Annotated in this window: 20 protein-coding genes and 1 riboswitch; of the genes, 14 read left to right on the forward strand and 6 right to left on the reverse strand. The window is 61.0% G+C overall.

The window, feature by feature from the left end; all coding sequences use genetic code 11:
* Window positions 1-297: 297 nt before the first annotated feature.
* Window positions 298-496: riboswitch (cobalamin riboswitch) on the forward strand.
* Between the two features lie 93 nt (window positions 497-589).
* From cobW to U367_RS0104620, 4 genes are all read left to right on the forward strand, one after another.
* A complete protein-coding gene (gene cobW, locus U367_RS0104605) occupies window positions 590-1,651 on the forward strand; it encodes a cobalamin biosynthesis protein CobW (RefSeq protein ID WP_028615878.1) in 1,062 nt (353 codons plus the stop codon).
* A gap of 3 nt (window positions 1,652-1,654) precedes the next feature.
* Complete coding sequence (cobN, locus tag U367_RS0104610) at window positions 1,655-5,416, forward strand: cobaltochelatase subunit CobN (RefSeq protein ID WP_028615879.1); 3,762 nt, start codon at window positions 1,655-1,657, stop codon at window positions 5,414-5,416.
* A gap of 185 nt (window positions 5,417-5,601) precedes the next feature.
* Window positions 5,602-6,600: an ATP-binding protein gene (locus tag U367_RS0104615; RefSeq protein ID WP_028615880.1), complete on the forward strand. Its 999-nt coding sequence runs from the start codon at window positions 5,602-5,604 to the stop codon at window positions 6,598-6,600.
* Window positions 6,601-6,653: 53 nt separating this feature from the next.
* Entirely contained in the window at window positions 6,654-7,253 is a 600-nt protein-coding gene (locus tag U367_RS0104620; RefSeq protein ID WP_028615881.1) for a vWA domain-containing protein, read from the forward strand.
* Here U367_RS0104620 and U367_RS0104625 read toward each other — a convergent pair.
* Window positions 7,250-8,197, reverse strand: a complete 948-nt coding sequence (locus tag U367_RS0104625) for a DUF1853 family protein (protein WP_028615882.1) — start codon at window positions 8,195-8,197, stop codon at window positions 7,250-7,252. The genes U367_RS0104620 and U367_RS0104625 overlap by 4 nt on opposite strands.
* A gap of 144 nt (window positions 8,198-8,341) precedes the next feature.
* Between U367_RS0104625 and U367_RS0104630 the strand changes: the two genes are divergently transcribed.
* From U367_RS0104630 to pepN, 6 genes are read left to right on the forward strand one after another with little or no spacing between them, the layout of a single operon-like run.
* Window positions 8,342-9,232 carry an NAD(+) kinase gene (locus U367_RS0104630; protein WP_003217892.1) on the forward strand — a complete coding sequence of 297 codons (891 nt, stop codon included), beginning with the start codon at window positions 8,342-8,344 and terminating at the stop codon, window positions 9,230-9,232.
* Window positions 9,229-10,203, forward strand: a complete 975-nt coding sequence (locus U367_RS0104635) for a metallophosphoesterase (RefSeq protein ID WP_376713302.1) — start codon at window positions 9,229-9,231, stop codon at window positions 10,201-10,203. Before U367_RS0104630 ends, U367_RS0104635 begins: the two co-directional genes overlap by 4 nt.
* Window positions 10,200-11,069, forward strand: a complete 870-nt coding sequence (locus U367_RS0104640) for a rhomboid family intramembrane serine protease (RefSeq protein ID WP_028615884.1) — start codon at window positions 10,200-10,202, stop codon at window positions 11,067-11,069. The genes U367_RS0104635 and U367_RS0104640 overlap by 4 nt, the downstream gene beginning before the upstream one ends.
* 14 nt (window positions 11,070-11,083) lie before the next feature.
* Entirely contained in the window at window positions 11,084-11,344 is a 261-nt protein-coding gene (locus tag U367_RS0104645; RefSeq protein ID WP_016972751.1) for a YeaC family protein, read from the forward strand.
* Window positions 11,341-12,171, forward strand: coding sequence for a DUF2797 domain-containing protein (locus tag U367_RS0104650; protein WP_028615885.1), 831 nt, complete (start codon window positions 11,341-11,343; stop codon window positions 12,169-12,171). The genes U367_RS0104645 and U367_RS0104650 overlap by 4 nt, the downstream gene beginning before the upstream one ends.
* Before the next feature lie 13 nt (window positions 12,172-12,184).
* Window positions 12,185-14,842, forward strand: a complete 2,658-nt coding sequence (gene pepN, locus U367_RS0104655; protein WP_028615886.1) for an aminopeptidase N — start codon at window positions 12,185-12,187, stop codon at window positions 14,840-14,842.
* Between the two features lie 51 nt (window positions 14,843-14,893).
* Here the strand turns inward: pepN and U367_RS0104660 are convergent, their stop codons facing one another.
* Window positions 14,894-15,940, reverse strand: coding sequence for an aldo/keto reductase (locus U367_RS0104660; RefSeq protein ID WP_028615887.1), 1,047 nt, complete (start codon window positions 15,938-15,940; stop codon window positions 14,894-14,896).
* A gap of 160 nt (window positions 15,941-16,100) precedes the next feature.
* Between U367_RS0104660 and U367_RS0104665 the strand changes: the two genes are divergently transcribed.
* From U367_RS0104665 to U367_RS0104680, 4 genes are all read left to right on the forward strand, one after another.
* Window positions 16,101-16,817: a helix-turn-helix transcriptional regulator gene (locus U367_RS0104665; protein ID WP_028615888.1), complete on the forward strand. Its 717-nt coding sequence runs from the start codon at window positions 16,101-16,103 to the stop codon at window positions 16,815-16,817.
* Window positions 16,818-16,869: 52 nt separating this feature from the next.
* Window positions 16,870-17,205 carry a nuclear transport factor 2 family protein gene (locus tag U367_RS0104670; RefSeq protein WP_016979423.1) on the forward strand — a complete coding sequence of 112 codons (336 nt, stop codon included), beginning with the start codon at window positions 16,870-16,872 and terminating at the stop codon, window positions 17,203-17,205.
* Window positions 17,206-17,220: 15 nt separating this feature from the next.
* Window positions 17,221-18,324, forward strand: coding sequence for a cell division protein ZapE (gene zapE, locus U367_RS0104675; RefSeq protein ID WP_028615889.1), 1,104 nt, complete (start codon window positions 17,221-17,223; stop codon window positions 18,322-18,324).
* 173 nt (window positions 18,325-18,497) lie between these two features.
* A complete protein-coding gene (locus U367_RS0104680; RefSeq protein ID WP_028615890.1) occupies window positions 18,498-18,989 on the forward strand; it encodes a GNAT family N-acetyltransferase in 492 nt (163 codons plus the stop codon).
* Between the two features lie 102 nt (window positions 18,990-19,091).
* On the opposite strand, the gene U367_RS0104685 is transcribed toward U367_RS0104680, so the two are convergent.
* The 4 genes from U367_RS0104685 to U367_RS1000000132010 form a co-directional block, all read right to left on the reverse strand.
* Entirely contained in the window at window positions 19,092-19,313 is a 222-nt protein-coding gene (locus U367_RS0104685) for a hypothetical protein (RefSeq protein WP_028615891.1), read from the reverse strand.
* A 144-nt stretch (window positions 19,314-19,457) separates the two neighbouring features.
* On the reverse strand, window positions 19,458-21,686 hold the full coding sequence (locus tag U367_RS0104690) for a TonB-dependent siderophore receptor (protein ID WP_028615892.1): 2,229 nt from the start codon (window positions 21,684-21,686) through the stop codon (window positions 19,458-19,460).
* Window positions 21,687-21,800: 114 nt separating this feature from the next.
* Window positions 21,801-23,549: a phosphoethanolamine transferase CptA gene (locus tag U367_RS0104695; RefSeq protein WP_028615893.1), complete on the reverse strand. Its 1,749-nt coding sequence runs from the start codon at window positions 23,547-23,549 to the stop codon at window positions 21,801-21,803.
* 160 nt (window positions 23,550-23,709) lie between these two features.
* On the reverse strand, window positions 23,710-23,889 hold the full coding sequence (locus U367_RS1000000132010) for a DUF6026 family protein (RefSeq protein ID WP_205032473.1): 180 nt from the start codon (window positions 23,887-23,889) through the stop codon (window positions 23,710-23,712).
* Window positions 23,890-24,096: the final 207 nt, after the last annotated feature.

Consider the following 24,096-nt stretch of genomic DNA (forward strand, 5'->3'; position numbering starts at 1 on the left):
AAACACGCTGGCCGGAATTCGGCAGGGATTTGGGGGGTAAACCGGCAGGGATGCCGGTTTAGCCGCCCCGCGCCATGGATGGCGCGTGGCGGCGGCCCCCCAAATCCCTGTCGGATTACGGGCACACCGAGCGTGAGCGAGGTGCCGAGTGTTGGGGCAAGAGCCCTTTGGTTACTTTGGGGCTTTTCCAAAGTGACCCGCCGTAAGGGCGGAACCAATACCCGCCATCACCCAAATAACGGATATGTACACCAACACCAACCCAAACCCCATCATTGACCATCCCCCAAGCACTGCGTAGCCTTGCACCCTCGAGGTTCTTCGGCCCAGGCCGAAGCTAAGAAGGGAACGCGGTCCAAGCCGCGGCTGCCCCCGCAACTGTAAAGGGTTCAGCTGACTGCCACGCCACTGCCGAAAGGCGGGAAGGCGCAGCCAGCGCCGGTCGCAAGACCCGCAAGCCCCAAGCCAGGAGACCTGCCTCGCAACCGATTTTCTACTTCAACCGGGCGGGGTGATCCGGTGACGAAATCCGCTGCTGCGCACCGTCGCAGGGCCTATCGTCCCGTATGCCCGCCCCCAAGGGCATCCGATGAAAACACTGGCCAAACTCCCCGTCACCATCGTTACCGGCTTCCTCGGCTCAGGCAAAACCACCTTGCTGCGCCACATGCTCGACAACGCCCAGGGCCGTCGCATTGCCGTGATCGTCAACGAATTCGGCGAGCTGGGTATCGACGGTGAAATCCTCAAGCAGTGCTCCATCGGCTGCACCGAAGAAGAAGCCAACGGCCGCGTCTACGAGCTGGCCAACGGCTGCCTGTGCTGCACCGTGCAGGAAGAGTTCTTCCCAGTGATGCGCGAATTGGTGGCCCGCCGCGGGGACCTCGACCACATTCTCATCGAAACCTCCGGCCTGGCCCTGCCAAAACCGCTGGTCCAAGCCTTCCAATGGCCGGAAATCCGCAGCGCCTGCACCGTTGACGCGGTGATCACCGTGGTCGACAGCCCGGCTGTGGCCGCCGGCACCTTCGCCGCCTTTCCGGACCAAGTGGATGCGCAGCGCAAGCTCGACCCGAACCTGGACCACGAATCACCCCTGCACGAGCTGTTCGCCGACCAACTGGCCAGCGCTGACCTGGTAATCCTCAACAAGACCGACCTGATCAGCCCTGAAGACCTGGCCCGCGTGCGCCTTGAAGTCGCGGAAGAACTGCCACCTGCGGTGAAGATCATCGAGGCCAGCAGCGGTCGCCTGCCGCTGGACGTGCTGATCGGCCTGGGTGCCGGCTCCGAAGAACACATCGACGGTCGCCACAGCCATCACGATCATCATCACGAAGGTGAAGACGATCACGATCACGACGCCTTCGATTCCATCTCCATCGACCTGCCGCAAGCCGACGAAGCGCTGCTGCTCGACGCCCTGACCCAGTTGGTGGTGCAACACGGCATCCTGCGTGTAAAAGGCTTCGCCGCAATCCCGAACAAGCCGATGCGCCTGCTGATCCAGGGCGTGGGCACGCGTTTCGACAAGCACTTCGACCGTGCCTGGAGCGCTGACGAGCCGCGTATTACGCGCCTGGTGCTGATCGGTCAGGACCTCGATGCGGCCGGCCTTGAAGCGCAACTGCGCGCCGCCCTCAGCGTTTAACCCATGCACCTGCTCAGGACCCAGCCCGGTGGTTTCGTCTCGGACGACAATATTGCCGACCTTGGCCAAACCCCTGCTGACCTGGTGATCCTGTGCAGCGGCGATTCCAGCCTGGCGCTGCTGGCCGAGGCGGCGCAGCAGTTACCCGACGATTACCCCAGCTTTCGCCTGGCCAACCCGATGCAGGTGCAGAACCACGCCTCGGTCGACCTCTACGTCGATGAAGTGCTGCGCCACGCCAAGGTCATCCTGATCTCGCTGCATGGCGGTATCGGTTATTGGCGTTACGGCATCGAGCGCCTGGTGGAGTTGGCCGAAAGGGGCGTGCAGCTGATCCTGGTGCCGGGGGATGATCGCCCGGACCCGGAACTCAGCGGGTTGAGCACCGTCGGCGCCGAAGCGCGTGATCGCCTCTGGCACTTCCTGCGCCAGGGCGGCCTAGGCAATGCGCTGGATTTTTATCGCTGCCTGGCCAGTGCCTACCTGGGCCGTGACTACGCCTGGGCGGAGCCGCAGACCCTGCCGCGCACGGCGATTTATCATCCGCGCCACGCTAACGCCCGCCTGAATGATTGGCAGGCCGACTGGAATGCCGAGTGGCCGGTGGCGGCGGTGCTGTTCTACCGCTCCCATTTGCAGGCGGCCAATACCGGCTTTATCGATGTGTTCTGCCAGCGCTTGCAAGCGGCGGGCCTCAACCCGTTGCCGATGGCGGTGGCCAGTTTAAAAGAGCCCGGCTGCCTGGCGGTGGTCGAGGACCTGCTGGACGAGGTGGGCGCGGCGGTGATCCTCAACACCACCGGCTTCGCCCAATCCAGCCCGGAAGCGCCGCATTTGCGCCCGTTTCGCCGCAATATCCCGGTGATCCAGGCGATCTGCGCCCAGGACAACCAGCCCGGCTGGGAAGCCAGCGAGCAAGGCCTCGGCCCCCGGGACCTGGCGATGCACATTGCCCTGCCAGAGTTGGACGGACGCATCATCAGCCGGCCGATCAGCTTCAAGGACCTGGCCTGGCGCAGCGAACGCAGCCAGTCGGATGTGGTGTGCTATCGAGCGGCGCCGGAACGCATGGATTTTGTCGCAGAATTGGCACGACGCTGGGTCGAGTTGGCGCGGGTGCCGAATGCCGACAAACGCATTGCGCTGATCCTTGCCAACTACCCGACCCGCGATGGGCGTATCGGCAATGGTGTCGGCCTGGATACGCCGGCGGCGGCGCTGAATATCCTGCGTGCGTTGCACGTCGAAGGCTATCCGGTGCCGGATGCACTGCCGGAAAGCGGCACGGCACTGATCCACGATTTGCTCGGCGGCATCACTAACGACCTGGACAGCCTCGACCTTCGCCCCTGTCATCAAAGCCTGGGCCTGGATGACTACGAGGCGATGTTCAGCCGCTTGCCCGAGGCCAATCGCCAGGCGGTGCTGGCGCGCTGGGGCACGCCCCATAACGATCCGATGTTCCGCGATGGCCGCATGATGATCGCCGGGCTGCGCCTGGGCCTGGCCTTTGTCGGTATCCAACCGGCGCGGGGTTATCAGGTGGACGCCAGCGCGGTTTACCATGATCCGGACCTGGTGCCGCCCCACGGCTACCTGGCGTTCTATTTCTGGCTGCGCCACACCTATGGCGCCCACGGCGTGATTCATGTGGGCAAGCACGGCAACCTTGAATGGTTGCCGGGCAAGGGTGTCGGCCTGTCGGAAAGCTGCTGGCCCGATGCGCTGTTGGGGCCGCTGCCGAATATCTACCCGTTTATCGTCAACGATCCGGGCGAGGGCGCCCAGGCCAAGCGACGTACCCAGGCGGTGATCATCGATCACCTGATGCCGCCGCTGACCCGTGCTGAAACCTACGGCCCGCTGCGTAACCTTGAACTGCTGGCGGACGAGTATTACGAAGCGCAACTGCTTGATCCGCGCCGGGCCCTGGAGTTGCAGAAAGACATCCTCAAACTGGTGCGCGAAACCCGCATCGACCAGGAACTTGAGCTGGAGAGCGACGCTGACGCTGCCGTGTGGTTGCCGCGCCTGGACACTTACCTGTGCGACTTGAAGGAGTCGCAGATCCGCGATGGCCTGCACATTTTTGGTGAGTCGCCCGCAGGCCGCTTGCGTATCGACACGTTGCTGGCCTTGTTGCGTATCCCGCGTGGCGATGGGCGTGGCCCACAGTCGAGCCTGCTGCGTGTATTGGCCAAGGCTTTCGACTTGGGCTTTGATCCGTTGGACTGTGCCCTGGCCGAACCTTGGACGGGGCGCCGACCTCTGGTATTGCAGAAGATCGACGCGCAATTGTGGCGCACCGCTGGCGATACCCGCGAACGCCTGGAGCTGTATGCCGCACGGCTGATCGAGCAGGCGCTCGAAGGCCCGCTTGAACAGTTGGAAGAGCCCGGTTGGGAAGAGGTGAAGGCGGTTATCGAAAGCCTGCGCATCGTAGTGGCGCCGCGCCTTGACGCCTGTGGTCCCGCGGAAATGCGCGGATTGCTGGATGCCCTCAGCGGCCGGTTTGTACCGGCGGGTCCGAGTGGTGCACCGAGTCGCGGGCGTTTGGATGTGTTGCCAACGGGGCGCAACTTCTTCACCGTCGACGTGCGCAACCTGCCGACCACCACGGCCTGGCGCATCGGCTTCCAATCCGCCAACCTGATTCTTGAGCGGCATTTACAGGACCACGGCGACCACCTGCGCCAGCTCGGCCTGTCGGTGTGGGGCACTGCCACCATGCGCACCGGCGGCGACGATATCGCCCAGGCCATGGCACTGATGGGCGTGCGCCCGGTGTGGGCGACCGGCAGCCAGCGGGTGGATGATTTCGAGATCCTGCCGATCAGCCTGTTGGATCGCCCGCGCGTAGACGTGACCTTGCGTGTGTCGGGTTTTTTCCGCGATGCCTTCGCCAATTTGATCCGCCTGTTCGACGCCGCGGTGCAGGCCGTGGCGGCGCTGGATGAGCCGGACGACATGAACCCGCTGGCCGCCAAGGTGCGTAGTGAGCGTGAGGCGCTGCTCATGTCGGGCCTGGACGAAGAGGCGGCGGCGAAACAAGCCGGTTGGCGCATCTTCGGCGCCAAGCCCGGCGCCTATGGCGCGGGCGTGCAGGGCGCGGTCGACGGTCGCCTGTGGCAAAGTCGTGAAGACCTGGCCGAGGTTTACTTGAACTGGGGCGGCTACGCCTATGGTGGTTCCGACGAAGGCACCGCCGCCCGCGCGCAGTTTGCCCTGCGTTTGAGCCAGGTGCAGGCGGTGTTGCAAAACCAGGACAACCGCGAGCACGACTTGCTTGACTCCAACGATTACTACCAATTCCACGGCGGCATGCTCGCCGCCGTGGAAACCCTGAGCGGCGATAAGGCGGCCAGCTATCATGGTGACCACAGCCAGCCCGACCTGCCTAAGATCCGCACCCTGAAGGAAGAGCTGAACCGGGTGATCCGTTCCCGCGCCGCCAACCCCAAGTGGATCGAAGGCGTGAAGCGCCATGGCTATAAAGGTGCCTTCGAGATGGCGGCAACCGTGGACAACCTGTTCGCCTTTGACGCCACCACGGCGCTGATTGACGATCACCAATATGCCCTGTTGGCCGATGCTTATTTGCTCGACCCCGACACCCGCGCCTTTGTGCAGCAACACAACCCCGATGCGCTGCGTGACATGACCGAGCGCATGCTCGAAGCGCAGCAGCGTGGCATGTGGCAGGAACCGGGGCCGTACCGCGAGGCGTTGGAAAACTTGTTGCTGGATATCGAAGAGGATGGCTGAAGGCAAGCTTGTTGTGGTGAGCGGGCTTGCCCGCGCTGGGCTGCGAAGCGGCCCCAAAACCGGACACCGCATTTTGCCAGGAAGAATCCGCTTAGCTTTATTGGGGCTGCTACGCAGCCCAGCGCGGGGCAAGCCCGCTCACTACAGTGAGGTTGCTTGTGCCGCAGAATTTGAAGAGGGATCGTATGACTGATATTCCCCATTTCCCGCTGTCCGCCGTAGTCGGCGCCGATGACCTGAAACTGGCGCTGTGCCTGACCGCCATCGACCCGAAGATCGGCGGTGTGCTGATCGAAGGCCCGCGCGGCATGGCCAAGTCGACTTTGGCGCGTGGTTTGGCGGACCTGCTGGCCAGTGGTCAATTCGTGACTTTGCCCCTGGGCGCGACTGAAGAGCGCCTTGTCGGCACGCTGGACCTGGATGCTGCATTGGGCGAGGGCCGGGCGCAGTTTTCGCCCGGCGTATTGGCCAAGGCGGATGGCGGCGTGCTGTACGTCGATGAAGTCAACCTGCTGCCCGATCATTTGGTGGATTTGCTGCTGGACGTGGCCGCCAGCGGCACCAATCTGATCGAGCGCGACGGCATTTCCCATCGCCATTCGGCGCGGTTTGTGCTGATCGGCACCATGAACCCGGAGGAGGGCGAGTTGCGTCCGCAACTGCTCGACCGTTTCGGTTTCAACGTGGCGTTGAGCGGGCAGACCTTGCCGGCCGAGCGTGGGCAGATTATTCGTCGGCGCCTGGATTTCGACAGCGACCCGGCGGCGTTCTGCGCGCAATGGGAAGCGTCGCAGGCGGCCTTGCGCGAACGCTGCACTCAGGCGCGGGCACAGCTGGACACTATCGCGCTGGACGACGAGGCGCTGGCAAGGATCAGCGAACGGTGCTTCGCGGCGGGCGTCGACGGTTTGCGTGCGGACTTGGTCTGGTTGCGCGGCGCTCGGGCCCATGCCGCCTGGCGTGGCGCCAGTGCGATCGCCGAGGAAGATATCGAAGCGGTGGCCGAGTTTGCCCTGCGCCATCGTCGCCAGGAACAAGCCCCATCGTCCAACCCGCCAAGTGAAGGGCAGTCGCCCAAATCTTCCGACGCTTCGCCAGGCCAAGGCCAGTGGGGCGACATGCCCGCTCCGGCCCTGCCCACGGGGGCGCGCCGGGAAGTCCCCACCTGGCCAAAAAAGCCCTAGGCATTCGCCCCCGACCTGACACGGGGGCGGATGCCCGCCCCAAGGCAGGGCGACTGGACAGCGGCAGGTACGGTAAGGCGCGCAGCGCGAAACAAGGCTCGATCAACTGGCCGGGTACCTTGCTCAGTGGTCGCCCGCAAACCCGTGAAGATTTGCGCTATCACCTGCGCAGCCGTTCGGCCCATGAGCTGTGGCTGGTGATCGTCGATGCGTCGGCGTCCACCCGGCGGCACCGTGCGCTCACCGATGCCAAGGGTTTGTTGGCGCAATTGTTTGATGACGCCTACCGCCAGCGGGCGCGGATGGCGTTGTTGACGGCCAGCGGTCACTCGCCTAAATGGCAGGTACAGGGGTTGAAGGCGGCGAAGGGCTTGGCGGACTGGCTGGATCAATTGGGCGCGGGCGGTGGTACGCCGTTGCTCGCGGCGTTGACCGAGGCCGGGGCGTGGTTGACGCTGCGCCGCAAGCGGTATCCGGCTGAACAACAGCGGCTGCTGGTGATCACTGACGGGCGACTCAAGGACATCGCCGGGTTGCCGTTGCTGGAGTGTCCGGGGCTGTTGGTGGATATCGAGCGCGGGCCGATCAGGTTGGGTCGGGCTCGGGAGTTGGCGGTGGGGTTGCAGCTGGACTATCGGCATATTGACGATTAGCTATTGCCCGGCACGTTGGGCCAAAGGTCCGCCACCAGGAACAGCCGCTCGGCTTCCTCCCAATCCTGATCGACTTGAACCATCCGCACCAACAACTGCGCCGGCGCCATGGGATCCAGCTGCGCCAGCCAGCCCCTCATCTGTTCTTCACTCCAGACTTCACCCGCCGGGTAATGCGCCGGCGCCAACCACGCATGCCTGGGCAGGGGCTGCCAGCGGCCGGGCGGACTTTGGCTGACAAACGCTGGCCAATCACGCTGATGCAACCAGCGCCCACGTAAATGCTGTGGATGGGCACCCATGGGGGCTTGGGCCTCGCCAGGCCAGGGGTACAACAGATAGCCGCCCAGCCACAAATGCGCATCGAAATGCTGGATATCCAGCGCCGCCAGCGCCTCTCGGCTTTCCGCCCGCTTAGAAATCGGCAGCTGATGCTGGGCCAGATGCGCCAGCTTGCGGTCCAGCCGGTCGTGGCAGCCCGGCCCCAACCATTGATCCGTGTCCTGGCCATTGCCGTCCTGCGGGCCGAGATAGAGTTTGATCGCCAGTTCCAGGTGATGCACGCCGTCACGGTCGCGCAGCAGCATGTCCAGCTCGCCGAGGGTATGCCCGGCGCGGCGGATTGGCAGATTGGCCGCCAACAATTCCACGCCCGGCGCATGCTGTACGGCGAACTGCCACAGGCGCTCGTAATACAGGCCCAGGCGCCGGGTGCGTGACTGGTTCAGCCACTGCTGCAAGGCGCTGCTGTCCTGATCGAGCTGGCGCAGCCAGTGCTCCAGCAGATGAGGCGCTTGCACCCAATCGCTGCCGGTCAGCGGATGGCGTTGCGGCCACGGCGTTTGCGCGAGCATCGGCGGGGCGAGCATCACCCACGCCAGGTCGCGCACTTCGGGGTGGCGCAGCTGGCGGGGCAGGTTGTGCAGATCCGGGAACACAGTCATGGTCCGAGCATAGCCTTTTAAGTGCCGGGCAGGTGGCTGAGAACCATTGTCATCAAGGCTTCACGGCGACAAAGGATTTTGCCTGGGGCGGCCTTTCGCCCATAATCCTTCTTTTTGCCACACCCCACATCCCGCAGGAGCCTCATGGAGCAATTTCGCAATATCGGCATTATCGGTCGCCTGGGCAGTACCCAGGTGTTGGACACCGTCCGCCGGCTGAAAAAATTCCTGCTGGAACGCCACCTGCATGTGATCCTCGAAGACACCATCGCCGAAATCCTTCCTGGCCACGGCCTGCAGACCTCATCACGCAAGATGCTCGGTGAAGTGTGTGACATGGTGATTGTGGTCGGCGGCGACGGCAGCCTGCTCGGCGCAGCTCGAGCCTTGGCGCGACATAACGTGCCGGTGCTGGGGATCAACCGTGGCAGCCTGGGTTTTCTCACCGATATCCGCCCGGATGAGCTGGAAGTCGAAGTGGCCAAGGTGCTCGACGGCCATTACCTGGTGGAGAACCGCTTCCTGCTGCAAGCCGAAGTGCGCCGCCACGGCGAAGCCATCGGCCAGGGCGACGCCCTCAACGACGTGGTGCTGCACCCCGGCAAGTCCACGCGGATGATCGAGTTCGAACTCTATATCGACGGCCAGTTCGTGTGCAGCCAGAAGGCTGACGGCCTGATTGTAGCCACGCCCACCGGCTCCACCGCCTATGCGTTGTCGGCGGGTGGCCCGATCATGCATCCCAAGCTGGATGCCATTGTGATCGTGCCGATGTACCCCCATATGTTGTCGAGCAGGCCGATTGTGGTCGACGGCAACAGTGAGCTGAAAATCGTGGTGTCCAAAGACATGCAAATCTACCCGCAGGTGTCGTGTGACGGGCAGAACCATTTCACCTGCGCCCCCGGTGACACTATCACCGTGAGCAAAAAGGCACAGAAGTTGCGGTTGATCCACCCGCTGGACCACAACTACTACGAAGTGTGCCGCACCAAGCTGGGCTGGGGCAGCCGCTTGGGGGGTGGAGGCGACTGATGCTCGATCCCGCGCGTAGCTACGACCTGATTGGTGACGTGCACGGTTGCGCTCATACCCTTGAGCACTTGCTCGACCAGTTGGGCTATCACAAGATCGGCGGTGTTTGGCGGCACCCATCGCGCATGGCGGTGTTCCTCGGCGATATCATCGACCGTGGCCCACGCATCCGCGAGGCGTTGCATATCGTCCACGACATGACTGAAGCCGGCCAGGCGCTGTGCATCATGGGTAACCATGAGTTCAACGCACTGGGCTGGACCACGCCCGCGCCGCCCGGCAGTGGCAAACAGTTTGTGCGTGAGCACAACCCACGGCATGCGCGGTTGATCCACGAGACACTGGCGCAATTCGAACACCACCCGGCCGACTGGCACGACTTCCTCGGCTGGTTCTATGACATGCCGCTGTTTGTCGATGCCGGGCGCTTTCGCGTAGTGCATGCCTGCTGGGATGACGGCTTTATCGATCCGCTGCGCGCCACTTTCCCGGACGGCTGCATCGACCAGCATTTCCTGCAGGCCGCCGCCGTGCCGGGCAGTTTTGCCTGCAACGCCTTCGACCGACTGTTGCGCGGCACTGATATGCGCCTGCCGGATGGCCTCACGCTGACCGGTGGCGATGGCCTGACGCGCTCGTTTTTCCGCACCAAGTTCTGGGAGGACGATCCCAAGACCTACGGCGACATCGTGTTCCAGCCCGACGCCTTGCCGGAGCCAGTGGCGCGTACGCCCTTGTCGTCCACCGAAAAGAATTCCCTGCTGCGCTACGGCGTCGACGAACCTATGTTGTTCGTCGGCCATTACTGGCGCAGCGGGAAACCGGCGCCGATCCGCGAGAACCTGGCGTGCCTGGACTACAGCGCCGTGCTCTACGGCAAGCTGGTGGCTTATCGCCTGGATCAGGAAACCCGCCTGGATCCGAGTAAATTCGTATGGGTCGACGTAGAGCGCCCCGAGGTTATCAAATGAGTGCTGTGGCGGTATTACGCCTGCCCTTGAGCGTCGACCTGGGCGGCTTTGTCCTGTTGCTGCAACGCATGCAAGTGCCCCATCGTGTCAGCGAAGAGGCGGGTGAGCAGGTGTTGTGGGTGCCGGAAACCATCAGTGACGACGTGCGTGTGCTGTATCAACGCTTTCCTGCGGGTGACCCGGACCAGCAACTGGATATTCCCGAGCAGGCGCCGATCAAGCGCCCTGGGTTTCTCCAGCAGCTGCGGCACAGCCCGTTAACCGCGTTGGTGCTGCTGGCAAGTATCATTGTGGGCGCCGTGACCTTGCTCGGTGAAAACCTGCAAGTCATGAGTTGGCTGACGTTCCTGCAGTTCCGCATCGTCGGCGAGTACATCCAGTTCACACCGCTGGCCGACAGCCTGGCGGCGGGGCAGTGGTGGCGCCTGGTCACGCCGATGCTGATCCACTTCGGTATCCTGCACTTGGCCATGAACGGCATGTGGTACTGGGAACTGGGCCGGCGCATCGAAGCGCGCCAGGGCAGCATTAACTTGCTGGGCCTGACGCTGTTGTTCAGCCTGGTGTCGAACTACGCTCAATACGTTTTTGGCGGTCCTGGCCTGTTCGGTGGGTTGTCCGGTGTGCTGTACGGCCTGCTCGGGCATTGCTGGATTTTTCAATTACTGTCGCCTAATCCGGCCTATCGCCTGCCCCGTGGGGTGCTGGTGATGATGCTGGTGTGGCTGCTGCTCTGCCTGTCGGGGCTGGTCTCGATGATCGGTTTCGGCGAAATCGCCAATGCTGCCCATGTCGGCGGCCTGGTTATCGGTTGCCTGACGGGTTTGCTGGGTGGGCTGTACAGCCGCCGCAAAGCCTCTCTTTGATAAGGAAGAGCCTTATGTCCTCTTTTGCTGAAATGATCGAAAACATCACCCCGGACATCTACGAGAGCCTCAAGCTTGCCGTGGAAATCGGCAAGTGGTCCGATGGCCGCAAGCTCACTGCCGAACAGCGCGAGCTGTCCCTGCAAGCGGTGATCGCCTGGGAAATCCAGAACCTGCCGGAAGACCAGCGCACCGGTTACATGGGCCCGCAGGAATGTGCCTCCAAGTCCGCGCCAGTACCGAATATTCTGTTCAAGTCGGATGCGATCCATTGATTGAAATTGGTCGCGGTGCAGTCAGCAAGATGTCGGCGCAACTCGGTGAGCCGACCGTTCAATACGCGTTTCGACTGGGTGATGTCGAGGTGCCGGTCAACCCGTTGATTGGTACACACGTACGCCTGGAATACCTCGGTGCCATCCATTGCAGCCATTGCGGCCGCAAGACCAAGACCAGCTTCAGCCAGGGTTACTGCTACCCGTGCATGACCAAGCTGGCCCAGTGTGACCTGTGCATCATGAGCCCCGAGCGTTGCCATTACGACGCCGGCACCTGCCGCGATCCGGGCTGGGGTGAAAAGTTCTGTATGACCGACCATGTGGTTTACCTGGCGAATTCATCGGGGATCAAGGTCGGCATCACCCGCGCCACCCAGTTGCCGACGCGCTGGCTCGACCAGGGCGCGAGCCAGGCGCTGCCGATCATGCGCGTGGCGACCCGCCAGCAATCCGGCTTCGTCGAGGACCTGTTCCGCAGCCAGGTGGCCGACAAGACTAACTGGCGCGCGCTGCTCAAGGGCGACGCCCAGTCCGTCGACCTCAAGCAGGTGCGTGACGAGCTGTTCGCCTCCTGCGCCGAAGGCCTGGTGAGTCTGCAGGAACGCTTTGGCCTGCAGGCCATCCAAACGATTGCCGACATTGAGCCGATCGAAATCCGCTATCCGGTCGAGCAGTATCCGGCCAAGATCGTTAGCTTCAACCTGGACAAGAACCCGATTGCCGAAGGCACGCTGCTGGGGATCAAAGGCCAATACCTGATCTTCGACACCGGCGTTATCAACATTCGTAAGTACACGGCCTACCAGCTCGCCGTGCATCAGTAGAAGGATGCCACCCATGCGCACCGAACAACCGAAGATGATCTACCTGAAGGACTATCAGGCGCCGGACTACCTGATCGAAGAAACGCACCTGACCTTCGAGTTGTTCGAGGACCACAGCCTGGTCCACGCGCAACTGGTGATGCGCCGCAACCCTGAGCGCGGCGCCGGCTTGCCGCCATTGGTGCTGGACGGCCAGCAACTGGAGCTGCTGAGCGTGAACCTTGCCGATCAGGAATTGACGGCAGATGACTACCAACTGACCGACAGCCACCTGACGGTACAGCCGAAGAGTGCGACCTTTACCTTGGATACCACGGTAAAAATCCACCCGGAAACCAACACCGCCCTGGAAGGCCTGTACAAGTCCGGCAGCATGTTCTGCACCCAGTGCGAAGCTGAAGGCTTCCGCAAGATCACCTATTACCTCGACCGCCCGGACGTGATGAGCACCTTCACCACCACGGTGATCGCCGAGCAGCATCGTTACCCGATCCTGCTGTCCAACGGCAACCCGATTGCCAGCGGCCCCGGTGAAGACGGTCGCCACTGGGCGACCTGGGAAGACCCGTTCAAGAAGCCGGCGTACCTGTTTGCCCTGGTGGCGGGTGACTTGTGGTGTGTCGAAGACACCTTCACCACCATGACCAACCGCGAGGTCGCCCTGCGCATCTACGTCGAGCCGGAAAACATCGACAAGTGCCAGCACGCCATGACCAGCCTGAAAAAATCCATGCGCTGGGACGAAGAAACCTACGGTCGCGAGTACGACCTCGACATCTTCATGATCGTGGCGGTGAACGACTTCAACATGGGCGCCATGGAAAACAAGGGCCTCAACATCTTCAACTCCAGTGCCGTGCTCGCCCGCGCCGAAACCGCTACCGACGCCGCGCACCAGCGGGTTGAGGCGATCGTCGCTCACGAATACTTCCACAACTGGTCGGGCAACCGCGTGACCTGCCGCGACTGGTTCCAGCTGTCGCTCAAGGAAGGCTTCACCGTTTACCGCGACTCGCAATTCTCCGCCGACATGAACTCGGCCACGGTCAAGCGCATCCAGGACGTGGCGTACCTGCGTACCCACCAGTTCGCCGAAGATGCCGGCCCTATGGCCCACGCGGTGCGTCCGGACAGCTTTATCGAGATTTCCAACTTCTACACCCTGACCGTGTACGAAAAGGGCTCGGAAGTCGTGGGCATGATTCACACGTTGCTCGGTGCCGAAGGCTTCCGCAAAGGCAGTGACCTGTACTTCGAACGCCACGACGGCCAGGCCGTGACCTGTGATGACTTCATCAAGGCCATGGAAGACGCGAACGGCGCTGATCTGACGCAGTTCAAGCGCTGGTACAGCCAGGCCGGTACGCCCCGTCTGGCAGTGAGCGAGTCCTACGATGCGACGGCAAAAACCTACAGCCTGACCTTCCGCCAGAGCTGCCCGGAAACCCCGGACAAGGTGGAAAAACTACCGTTCGTGATCCCGGTGGAACTGGGCTTGCTGGACGGGAAGGGCGCCGCTATTGCCTTGCGCCTGGTCGGGGAAACGGCTGTCGGTGCCACGTCTCGCGTGATCTCGGTGACTGAAGCCGAGCAGACCTTTACCTTCATTGATATCCCCGAGCAGCCACTGCCTTCGCTGCTGCGCGGTTTCTCGGCACCGGTGAAATTGAGCTTCCCGTACAACCGCGATCAACTGATGTTCCTGATGCAGCACGACAGCGATGGTTTCAATCGCTGGGATGCCGGTCAGCAGTTGTCGGTGCAGGTGTTGCAGGAACTCATCGCCCAGCATCAGCAGGGCCAGGCGTTGCACATGGATCAGCGTTTGATCACCGCGCTGCGCAGCGTGTTGAGCGACGAACGCTTGGACCAGGCGATGGTGGCGGAGATGCTGTCGTTGCCGGGTGAAGCCTATCTTACGGAAATCAGCGAGGTTGCGGATGTGGATGCCATCCACGCTGCCCGTGAGTTTGCTCGCAAACAACTGTCGGAGAATCTGCACGAAGCACTGTGGTTGCGCTATCAGGCCAATCGCGAGCTGTCCAAGCAGACGCCTTATGTGGCTGCGGCCGAGCACTTTGCCCGTCGCGCGTTGCAGAACATCGCGCTTTCGTACCTGATGCTCAGTGGCAAGCCGCAAGTGCTGGCGGCGACCATCGAACAGTTCGACACGGCCGACAACATGACCGAGCGCCTGACCGCGCTGGCGGTGCTGGTGAATTCGCCGTTCGACGCCGAAAAGGCCAAGGCCCTGGCGGTGTTTGCCGAGAACTTCAAGGACAACCCGCTGGTCATGGACCAGTGGTTCAGCGTACAGGCTGGCAGCACCTTGCCGGGCGGGCTGGAGCGCGTGAAGGCGTTGATGGAACACCCGGCGTTCACGATGAAGAACCCGAACAAGGTGCGTGCGTTGATTGGCGCCTTTGCCGGGCAGAACTTGATCAACTTTCACGCGGCGGACGGTTCGGGCTATCGCTTCCTGGCGGATCTGGTGATCGAGCTGAATGGCTTCAACCCACAGATCGCTTCGCGCCAATTGGCGCCGTTGACCCGCTGGCGCAAATACGACAGCGCGCGCCAGGCACTGATGAAGGCGGAGCTGGAGCGCATTCGGGCGTCGGGTGAGCTGTCGAGCGATGTGTTCGAGGTGGTCAGCAAGAGCCTGGCTTAAGCGGGATCGCTGAATAAAAAACGGCCTGTTCGACAGGCCGTTTTTTTTGCCTCAGATAACCGGCGGGCGAGGGGTGTCCAGGCCGATATCGAGGGGGAAACGCTCGGCGATGATCCCGTGCGGCACACCCAGCGGTATGGCGCTGGCGGTGTCGAGACGGGTGACTTGCTCGGTTGACAACTGCACATTCAATGCGCCTAAGGTGCTGTCCAGTTGGGCGCGTGTGCGCGAACCCAGGATCGGGATCAGTGCGGTGGTGGAGCGGCGAGCCTTTTCCCGTAGCCAGGCGATGGCAACGTGGGTTGGGGAGGCGTCCACTTCGGCGGCGACCGCCAGCAGAGTGTCCAGCACGGCGGTTTCGCGGGCGCTGTGCTCGGCGTGCACCAGGATACCGAGCTTGTTGGCGCGGTTGTCGTCCTGGGTGTTGCGGTACTTGCCGGTCAGGAAGCCACCGCCGAGGGGCGACCACAGTGTGGCAGCCAGGCCCAGGGCTTCGGCCATCGGCAGCAGTTCACGGTCGGCGGTGCGCTCGACCAGGCTGTATTCCACCTGGATGCCGATGATCGGCGCGAAGTTGCGCACTTCAGCCAGCAGGTCGGCACGGGCGATGCGCCAGGCGGGGAAGTTGGAAAGGCCGGCGTAGTGGATCTTGCCAGCGCGAACCAGGTCATCGAGGCCGCGCAGGATCTCTTCCATGGGCGTGACGTTGTCGCTCATGTGCGCCCAGAGCAGGTCGATGCGGTCGGTGTTCAAGCGCTTGAGGCTTTCTTCCACTGAGCGGACCAGATTCTTGCGGTTGTTGCCGAGCCGGATCGTGCCTTCATCGGACGGTTGGCTGCGCAGTGTGTATTTGCTGGCGACCACCAGGTTGTCGCGCTCGGAGGCGATGAATTCCCCCAGCAGCTTTTCCGACTGGCCGAACTGGTAGCCGTTGGCGGTATCCAGGAAATTGCCACCGGCTTCGAGGTAACCATCGAAAATCTGTTTGGACTCATCACGCTCGGCACCATGGCCCCAGCCCGTGCCGAAATTGGCAGTACCCAACGCCAGTTCAGATACCTGCAGGCCGCTGCGGCGGCCAAAGACTTTATTGCGCATACAAGGACTCCTGAGGCAGTGATTTTCTTACATGTTTAGCAACATGTATTTAATATGATCGCGATAATTTATTCGGTCAAGGGCCTTTTTTACTGCTGACGTTTTCTGACAGGGGGCTCTGCTAAGCTGCGGCACTTTTCCTTTTTTGGCGGGGCTTCCCGTGTCGCGTACCACTCGTCTATTGACGTTGCTCCAGGCCTTGCGGGGCAAGAAACGCCCGGTGACTGCTGCCGTGCTGGCAGCACAGTTGGAAGTGTCCGAGCGCACGCTTTACCGTGATATTGCGGAATTAACAGCGCTGGGTGCGCCGATTTTCGGCGAGGCAGGGGTTGGGTATGTGTTGCGCAGCGGGTTGTTTCTGCCGCCCTTGATGCTGAACGCCGAGGAAACCGAAGCCATTGTGCTTGGCTTGCGCTACGTGGATCAGCGCGGTGATGACGTGCTCAGCCGCGCCGCCGCCAACGCCCTGGCAAAAATCGCCGACGTGCTCGACCCAGCCGCTCAGGAAGCCCTGCGCAACCCCACGGTGTTGCCCGGTCCGCCGGGTTTCGGTTACCCGGAGAACCGTGTGCCGTTGAACGTGTTTCGCGAGGCCATTCGCAACCAGGCCAAGTTGCATATCGATTACGCGGACGCCAGCCAGACCCAAAGCGAACGCCTGATCTGGCCCCTGGCCCTGGGGTTCCTGAATGAAGTGCGGGTGATCGTCGCTTGGTGTGAGCTGCGTGGCGCGTATCGCACCTTTCGTACCGACCGTGTGGCGAGTGCCGAGGCCCATGGCGAGCGTTATCCGGGGCGGCGCAGTGACTGGCTGCGCGGCTGGCGCAAGCTGATGGAGCAGAATGAGTCCGGGCCATTCACTCCTGACAAAAACTGACACAACCCTGGCTTAGCATGGCGTCATAAATCACCAAGAAAGGAGCTGTGCCATGTCTATTCCTGAGTTGGCGCCGGCCATCGTGGCCTATCTCGAAGCCGCCAATGCCCGTGACACTTCGGCTGTCGCTCACTGTTTTGCCGATGACGCCAATGTGTTCGACGAGGGGCAGCATCAAGTCGGTACCGCCGCCATCGCGCGCTGGATGGAAGACACCGCGCGCCGCTACCAGCCGCGGGTCGAAGTGCTCAAGGTGCAACACCGCACGGGTAAGGTCCTGGTCAGCAATGTGGTGTCCGGCAATTTTCCCGGAAGCCCCTTGGAGTTGCGCTACACCTTTCGCTTGAACGAGCAGGGCAAGATTTCACGGCTGGATATTTCCCTGTAGGTCATACTGGCGAGCATGACTTTCGACTCGCCCCTCGCTGCCTACCAACACGCCATCGCTCAACAAGGCTTCGTGGCCGACGACGCCCAGCGTCGCGCGGTGGAAGCATTGCAAGCCTGCCATGAAGCCTTGCACCAAGGTCGTGCGCCCAGCATGGGCGTCTATCTGTGGGGGCCGGTGGGCCGTGGCAAAACCTGGCTGATGGATCAGTTTTATCAAAGCCTGCAGGTGCCTGCGCGCCGCCAGCATTTTCATCACTTCATGGGCTGGGTGCATCAACGCCTGTTTCAACTGACCGGTACGCAGGATCCTTTGCAGGCGCTTGCGCGGGAATTGAGCCGTGAGGTACGGGTGCTGTGCTTTGACGAGCTATTCGTCAATGACATTGGTGACGCAATCATCCTGGGGCGTTTGTTTCAAGTGATGTTCGAGGAAGGCGTGGTGATGGTCTGCACCTCCAACCAACCGCCAGACCAGCTTTATGCCGATGGCTTCAACCGCGAGCGGTTCCTACCGGGGATTGCGGCGATACAACAGCATATGCAAGTGATTGCGGTGGATGGGGGAGAGGACCACCGTCTGCATCCGGGTATCGGTATCCAACGCTATTGGGTCAGTCAGCCCTGCGCGTTGGCCGGTGTGTTCAAGCAATTGGCCGAAGGCCAGCCAGTGCGCAGTGGGCCTGTCGCAGTGGGACATCGCTCCATTGTCGCGGTGCAATCCAGTGATACCGTGCTGTGGTGTCGTTATGCGGATCTGTGCGAGCAGCCCTTGGCAGCCATGGATTTCATGCTGATCTGCGATCGCTTCAAGGCGATCCTGCTGGGCGAAGTGCCTAACCTCAGCGCACAAAAACGCCCCGGCCGGATTGCCCGGGGCACCGAAGACGGCGCACAGCGCGTGGCGGCGGGTGATCGCGAATTGCCCCAATTGTCGGTGCACGATGACAGCGTGCGGCGGTTTATCGCGCTGGTGGACGAGTGCTACGACCGTAAAGTGCCGCTGTTCATCGAGGCGCAGGTCCCGCTCGATTGCCTCTATACCGAGGGTTACCTGGAGTTCCCCTTCCGTCGTACTTTGAGCCGCCTGCAAGAAATGCAATTGCAGCGTTTTGCCTGAGGCGTGTGCGACGAAACCCCTGGAATGGGCAGTCCCGCCTTTTCTAGCGGCATAATTTCAGCGTTTTCAAACGCCTATTGGCAGTTAATCTCCTTCAGTTGGCGGTGCTTCCACGCTTACAATCATGCCCTTAGAGGGAACCGAATCCCTTGTTGCCGTTATCGAGGAAGGAAATGGACACCCCTGACATCCTGGTGCTGCAAGCCAGCTACACCAATGCCGTGCATGCCGAAGCCATTGCGCTGTTACTCAATCATTACGCCAAGGATCCCATGGGGGGCGGGCACAGCCTGGATCCGGATTTGCTGGCGCAGTTGCCAGCAGAATTGGCCAAGCGTGCGCATGCGTTCAGCGTATTGGCGTTTGTGAGCGGAGAGCCGGCCGGGCTGGTGAATTGTTTTGAAGGATTTTCCACATTTGCCTGCCGTCCGCTGGTCAACGTCCACGACGTGGTGGTAAAGGACACGTTTCGGGGGCTTGGGCTCAGCCAGAAAATGTTGCAGAAAGTCGAGGAGATTGCCCGTCAGCGCGGCTGCTGCAAAATCACCCTGGAGGTGCTGGAAGGCAATGCGGTGGCTCAGTCGGCCTATCGCAAGTTCGGTTTTGATGATTCGATATTTGATCCAGTCCACGGACGCATGTTGTTCTGGAGCAAACCGCTTTAATAAATAACAGGCAAAAAAAGGGCGCCATTAATTAAATGGCGCCAAGTTCACCTTAGCCATAGGAGCAGGATGGTAAAGGGCAGTGCGGTTAAATCAGTTGAATCAAGTGTTCGGTTGTTGCTCAGCGGTGGATTGACCGGCCGGCTCTTTCTTCACGTTCTTCCCATCAGCCTGCGCGGTTTGTTCAGCCGTGCCGTGAGTCTTTTGCTGCATGAACGTGAAGTTGTTGTAGAACTCCTTCGAACGCTCGGAACCGCCTTCGGCAAAGGCTGCGGCGGAGGTCAGGGTCATCAGGCTGGCAAGCACCAGAGTGGAGAGTTTCATGGCAATATTCCCATTAAGAGTGATCGGTATCCGCTCTGTCCTTGATCAGATTCATGGGGCGAGTTTGGCGTGAGTTTATTAAGTAGGAATTAACGCGAAAAAACCCCGAAGTTAACAATTTCGTTAACTTCGGGTTAAAAAGCCTTACAGCTTCCAGTCCAATGCCAGCGTGATCGAACGCGGGTCGCCCCAATACACGCCGTTATAGAAACCGACGCGTTCGTAATATTTTTTATCAAATAGATTGTTGACGTTAAGTGATGCCGAAACATGTTCGTCGAACTGGTAGCGCGACATCAGGTTGATCACGGTGTAGGCCTGCTGGGTGATCTTGGTCGCAGTGGTGATGAGGTCACCGTCCTGATTGCGGCCACCCGTTGGACGCCCGGCAAATGCGTAGAAGTCGCTTTGCCAATTGACTGCGCCTCCCACCGTCAACCCGCGCCATTCACCGGGCAAGCGATAGGCTGTCGACATCTTCAGCAGGTTCATCGGCTGATCGGTGTTGTTTCGTTGCTTATCGCCGTTGAGCGAGTGGGTGTAGGTGTAGCCTGCGGTAAGATTCCAGTCGGGCATCACTTCGCCTGACACCTCGACCTCAAAGCCCTGGACCTTGTTGCCTTTGCCACCGGATTTGTAGAACTGCTCGCGGGTGACCGGGTCGGGTGGGGCGGCATTGTCGAGTTCGGCGACGTTATCCTGGGTGCTCCAAAAGTACGCGGCGGCCAAGTTCAATCGCTCGTTCAGCAGGCTGCCCTTGAGGCCGATTTCGTAGTTGCTGCCCACCACCGGTTCCAGGTATTTCTTGCTGGCGTCGCGTTCGTCCTGCGGGTTGAAAATATCGGTGTAGCTGGCATACACCGTGTATTGCGGCGTCAGGTCGTAGAGTAGCCCGGCGTAGGGCGTCCACATGTCGTTGTGGGTCTGGCGGGTTTTGGGTTGGGGGATGCGCTGGTAATTGGCGTCGTAGTCAACAGGGGTACTTTCGATTTCCCAACTGCCATACCGGCTGCCCAATATCGCGTGCAGCTTGTCGGTCAGGCTCAGTCGAGTGGCCAGGTACCCGGCTTTTTGTTGTTTGCTTGAGTGTGGACCCTTGAGCCCGGTGGTCCGGTCCGGGAACTTGACGATACCGCCCATGTGTTGCCAGTCAGGGATGGTTTCGTAGCCTTCGGGTGTGCTGTAACGCTGGTAGGGCGATGAATCCCTCTGCTCCGACTCCCCATACCCGACCATCAATTCATGCTCGCGGCCCAGCAGTGTGTAGGCGCCAGCGAGGTTGAAGTCCACGGCATCCATCTTCGATGTGCCGACCATCTGGTTGGTCCAGGCGGTCATGCCGCTGCCGTCCGGATTCGGGAAACCCGCGCCGCCGTAATAGACCTTGCCATCAGTATCGCTTTGTCGGTGGGTGTAGGCGGCTTTCAGGCGCCAGTCCTCGGACAGTTTGTGATCGAGCGAGGCAAAGGTGGTCTTGTCCTTCAGCGGCCAGGAACTCCAGTCAGTGGCCATATTGGCGGAGCGCGACAAGCGAGCCTTGCCGCCAGCGCTGTTCCAATAGGGCAGTGTGCCCCATGAGGTGCCCTGCACATGTTTGTTCTGATAGTCGAAGCCTACGGCGACCACGGTATCGTCTGTCAGGTCGGCCTCGAGAATGCCGTAGCCGACTTCCCTTTGCAGGGCGTAATTATCGCGAAAGGATTGGCTGTCGCGGTAAGCCATCACCGTGCGTCCGCGCAGGCGTCCGTCAAATGCCAGCGGGCCGCCCACATCCAGATAGCTGTAGTAGTTGTCATGGCTGGCACCGCTCACGCCGGTCTTGGCTTGCCACTGTGACGTCGGGCGCTTGCGGATCATGTTGACCGTGGCCGAGGGATCGCCCGCACCCGTGGTCAGGCCGGTCGCACCGCGCACCACTTCGATACGGTCGTAGATGATGGTGTCGGAGTCGGACTTCATGCGCCCAAAGGTATTGAGCATGCCATCCACCTGGAAATTGTTGATGGAGTAGCCGCGCGACGAGTAGCCGGCGCGGTCCGAATCCAGGTGTTGGACCGTCACCCCGGTGGTCTGGCGCAGAGCATCGGTGAGTGTATTGAGATTGAAATCATCCATCTGCTGGCGAGTGATCACCGAGATCGATTGCGGGGTGTCCTTGACCGACAGGTTCAACCGGGTGGCGGTGCTCATGGAGCTGGTGGTGTAGGCCCCGGTGTGCTCGGTGGTGGCACCCAGGCCTTCAGCGGTGATGCTGGTGGCGCCGAGTTCGAGGGCTTTGTTTTCGGGGTCGGTTTCAGCCAGTAGATCCGGGCTCACGACCACACTGAAGAGGCCGAGGGTGAACGTCATGGAACGGGTGAAGGGCGCGAACATCGCGGAAGACTCCTTGTCGTCTTTGCAGCCTTCTCAGTAAGAGAAGGCCTTGGCTCAAAGACGAAAGGAGGCGAGGAACTTTAGGGCTAAACGAGAATGATTGTTATCTTTCTGTTACAAGGGCTCTTGAAGTACCACTTCGGTGGTGTTCTTTTTCGGTTTGATCAGGCTGAAGTCGATCAGGCCTTTCTGTTGACGCTCGTAGGGGTTGCCGATCATCAAGGGGCGAGGCTTGAAGCTGTCGCTGACCAGGCTCTTGCTACGGTCCCACTCATCAAAACTCAGGCCCGCCAGGTCGGCCCAGGTGTGGATCAGTTGGGAGCTGCTGTACGGGCGCTGCAGGTCGCCGGCAAAACTCCAATCGTGGGTTTCGCGCCATTTGGGGGAGGCATAGGCCATGAACGGGATGGTGTACATCGGCGCCGTCGGCTTGCCTTCGTTGCGTCCCAAGGTGCTGTGGCCGGCGGAGTCGAAGACGTCTTCGCCATGGTCCGACAGGTACAACAGGAAACCATTGGGGTCGGTCTTGGCGTAGTCCTTGATCAGGCTAGACACCACAAAGTCGTTGTACAGCACCGCATTGTCGTAGCTGTTGTAGGTCGGCAACTGCGCATCGCTGACGCCTTCAGGTACGCCTTGGCGATCAGTGAATTTGTCGAAGGTCGGCGGATAGCGGTACTGGTAGCTCATGTGAGTGCCCAAGAGGTGCACCACGATGAACTTGCGTTCGGTGGGATCAGCCAGCGCCTTGGAGAAGGGGGCAAGCACGTCACCGTCGTACTGGCGTGCGTTCTGGTTGCGGTTGTTGTTCAGGTACACCTGCTCGTCGGCCTGTTCGGAAAAGGTCGTGAGCATGGTGTTGCGTTTGGTCATGGTCTGCTGGTTGGTGATCCAGTAGGTCTTGTAGCCGGCCTGCTTCATCACGCTGACAATCGACGGGGTCTTGAGGTACAGATCCGGATTTTCTTCGTCGGCGAAGGTCAGCACCTGTTGCAACGCTTCGATGGTGTAGGGGCGTGGAGTGATGACGTTGTCGAACACAGCCAGTTGGTCGCGCAGCTTGTCCAGTTCGGGCGTGGTGTTGCGCGGGTAGCCGTAGAGGCTCATGCGCTGGCGGTTGGTGGATTCGCCGATCACCAATACCAATGTAGATGGCTGGCCGGCCATGCTGTCCTTGAGGTTTTTCAGGGGCGGGATCTGGCTGGCACTGGTGAGCATGCCTTGCATGTTGTCCAGTTGTTCGGTGTAGCGCCGATAGGCAACAATCATCTGCCATGGCACAGCAGGCTCGATGCGGGTTTCGAAACGATCGATGGCCTGTTCCATGTTGTCGCTGGTGGCGATCTGCTTGACCAGCGGATAACCCACCACAGCCAGCACGATGGCCGCCGCAGCCAGCATCGACTGACCGCGAGGCAGATAGACCGGGCGCAAACGGGTCCAGAGGAATACAGCGAAGGCGGTGTGAGCGATGAACGCCAGCACGATCCACCAGGCAAAATACTGGGTGGCGTATTCACCGGCTTCCGAGATGTTCGACTCGAACATGATGAAGATGACGCTTTGGGAAAATTCCTGCTGGTAGATGAAGAAATAACCCAGGCTGGCCATGGAACACGCCCACAACACGACGCCGATCAGCGCGGCGAGCAGGCGTGTACGGCGCGGGAACAGCAACATGGGCGCCAGCCACAGGGCGCTCATGAAGAAGGCTTGGCGAAAGCCACTGAAACCGGAGGTCCCGGTCAGTTGGATCAGCAGTTGGGTAATACCCGAGAAGTACCAGAAGAACAGAAACAGCCAACCAAGACCGGCCCAATCAAAGCCTTTCGCAGACGCAGTGCTGCGTTTGAACATCGCCATCCAGCGCTCCAACCCGATAATTTTTCAGTTGACGCGCAGAGGTGCACGCAACAGAGGCCGCCCTTGCATGGGGCGGCCCTTCGGGCGGGAGTATCGGGAGGTGCATGTGAAAACTTTGTGAGATTTTCGTAGCCGTTATCTTACAAAGTGATGACCGGGCTTAGCAGAGGGCAGGCTGGGCGCTGGAGGGCTGATCCAACTGAGCCTGGATGATATGCGAACGCAGGCGCAGGACTTCCTGCTGTAACTGTTCGCGTTCGTCTTTCAACTGGCGCAACTCGTCGCGTCGGATGGAGACGTAGAGGGTCTGTGGAGGACGGGTCATCTGTGCAGTGCTCATTGCTTACCTCGCAAATAGCCGGTGTGTCGCGGTGTGCCAGAACGCTTGAGTCGAGGTTCTCGGCAGCAGTCAGGGTAATTCTGAATTCTTTTTGCGAGCAATGGAACTTTTTTATTTTTGATGGTCGTGTGACTTTTTGTACCGTGATGCTCAATTGATGGCTACTTTTTTGTCATGAAACTACAGGGATCCGCTCTGGACTAACCC

Origin of the sequence: Pseudomonas canadensis, from assembly GCF_000503215.1 — a bacterium.
In the GTDB taxonomy this organism is placed as follows: domain Bacteria; phylum Pseudomonadota; class Gammaproteobacteria; order Pseudomonadales; family Pseudomonadaceae; genus Aquipseudomonas; species Aquipseudomonas canadensis.

Bases quoted from the DNA above. Each gene is read 5' to 3' on its own strand.
- U367_RS0104695 (WP_028615893.1), bottom strand. From the start codon at position 23,549: ATGGCGATGTTCAAACGCAGCACTGCGTCTGCGAAAGGCTTTGATTGG.
- U367_RS1000000132010 (WP_205032473.1), bottom strand. From the start codon at position 23,889: ATGAGCACTGCACAGATGACCCGTCCTCCACAGACCCTCTACGTCTCC.
- cobN (WP_028615879.1), top strand. From the start codon at position 1,655: ATGCACCTGCTCAGGACCCAGCCCGGTGGTTTCGTCTCGGACGACAAT.
- U367_RS0104670 (WP_016979423.1), top strand. From the start codon at position 16,870: ATGTCTATTCCTGAGTTGGCGCCGGCCATCGTGGCCTATCTCGAAGCC.
- U367_RS0104640 (WP_028615884.1), top strand. From the start codon at position 10,200: ATGAGTGCTGTGGCGGTATTACGCCTGCCCTTGAGCGTCGACCTGGGC.
- U367_RS0104615 (WP_028615880.1), top strand. From the start codon at position 5,602: ATGACTGATATTCCCCATTTCCCGCTGTCCGCCGTAGTCGGCGCCGAT.
- U367_RS0104690 (WP_028615892.1), bottom strand. From the start codon at position 21,686: ATGTTCGCGCCCTTCACCCGTTCCATGACGTTCACCCTCGGCCTCTTC.
- U367_RS0104630 (WP_003217892.1), top strand. From the start codon at position 8,342: ATGGAGCAATTTCGCAATATCGGCATTATCGGTCGCCTGGGCAGTACC.
- pepN (WP_028615886.1), top strand. From the start codon at position 12,185: ATGCGCACCGAACAACCGAAGATGATCTACCTGAAGGACTATCAGGCG.
- cobW (WP_028615878.1), top strand. From the start codon at position 590: ATGAAAACACTGGCCAAACTCCCCGTCACCATCGTTACCGGCTTCCTC.
- U367_RS0104645 (WP_016972751.1), top strand. From the start codon at position 11,084: ATGTCCTCTTTTGCTGAAATGATCGAAAACATCACCCCGGACATCTAC.
- U367_RS0104660 (WP_028615887.1), bottom strand. From the start codon at position 15,940: ATGCGCAATAAAGTCTTTGGCCGCCGCAGCGGCCTGCAGGTATCTGAA.
- U367_RS0104680 (WP_028615890.1), top strand. From the start codon at position 18,498: ATGGACACCCCTGACATCCTGGTGCTGCAAGCCAGCTACACCAATGCC.
- zapE (WP_028615889.1), top strand. From the start codon at position 17,221: ATGACTTTCGACTCGCCCCTCGCTGCCTACCAACACGCCATCGCTCAA.
- U367_RS0104685 (WP_028615891.1), bottom strand. From the start codon at position 19,313: ATGAAACTCTCCACTCTGGTGCTTGCCAGCCTGATGACCCTGACCTCC.
- U367_RS0104625 (WP_028615882.1), bottom strand. From the start codon at position 8,197: ATGACTGTGTTCCCGGATCTGCACAACCTGCCCCGCCAGCTGCGCCAC.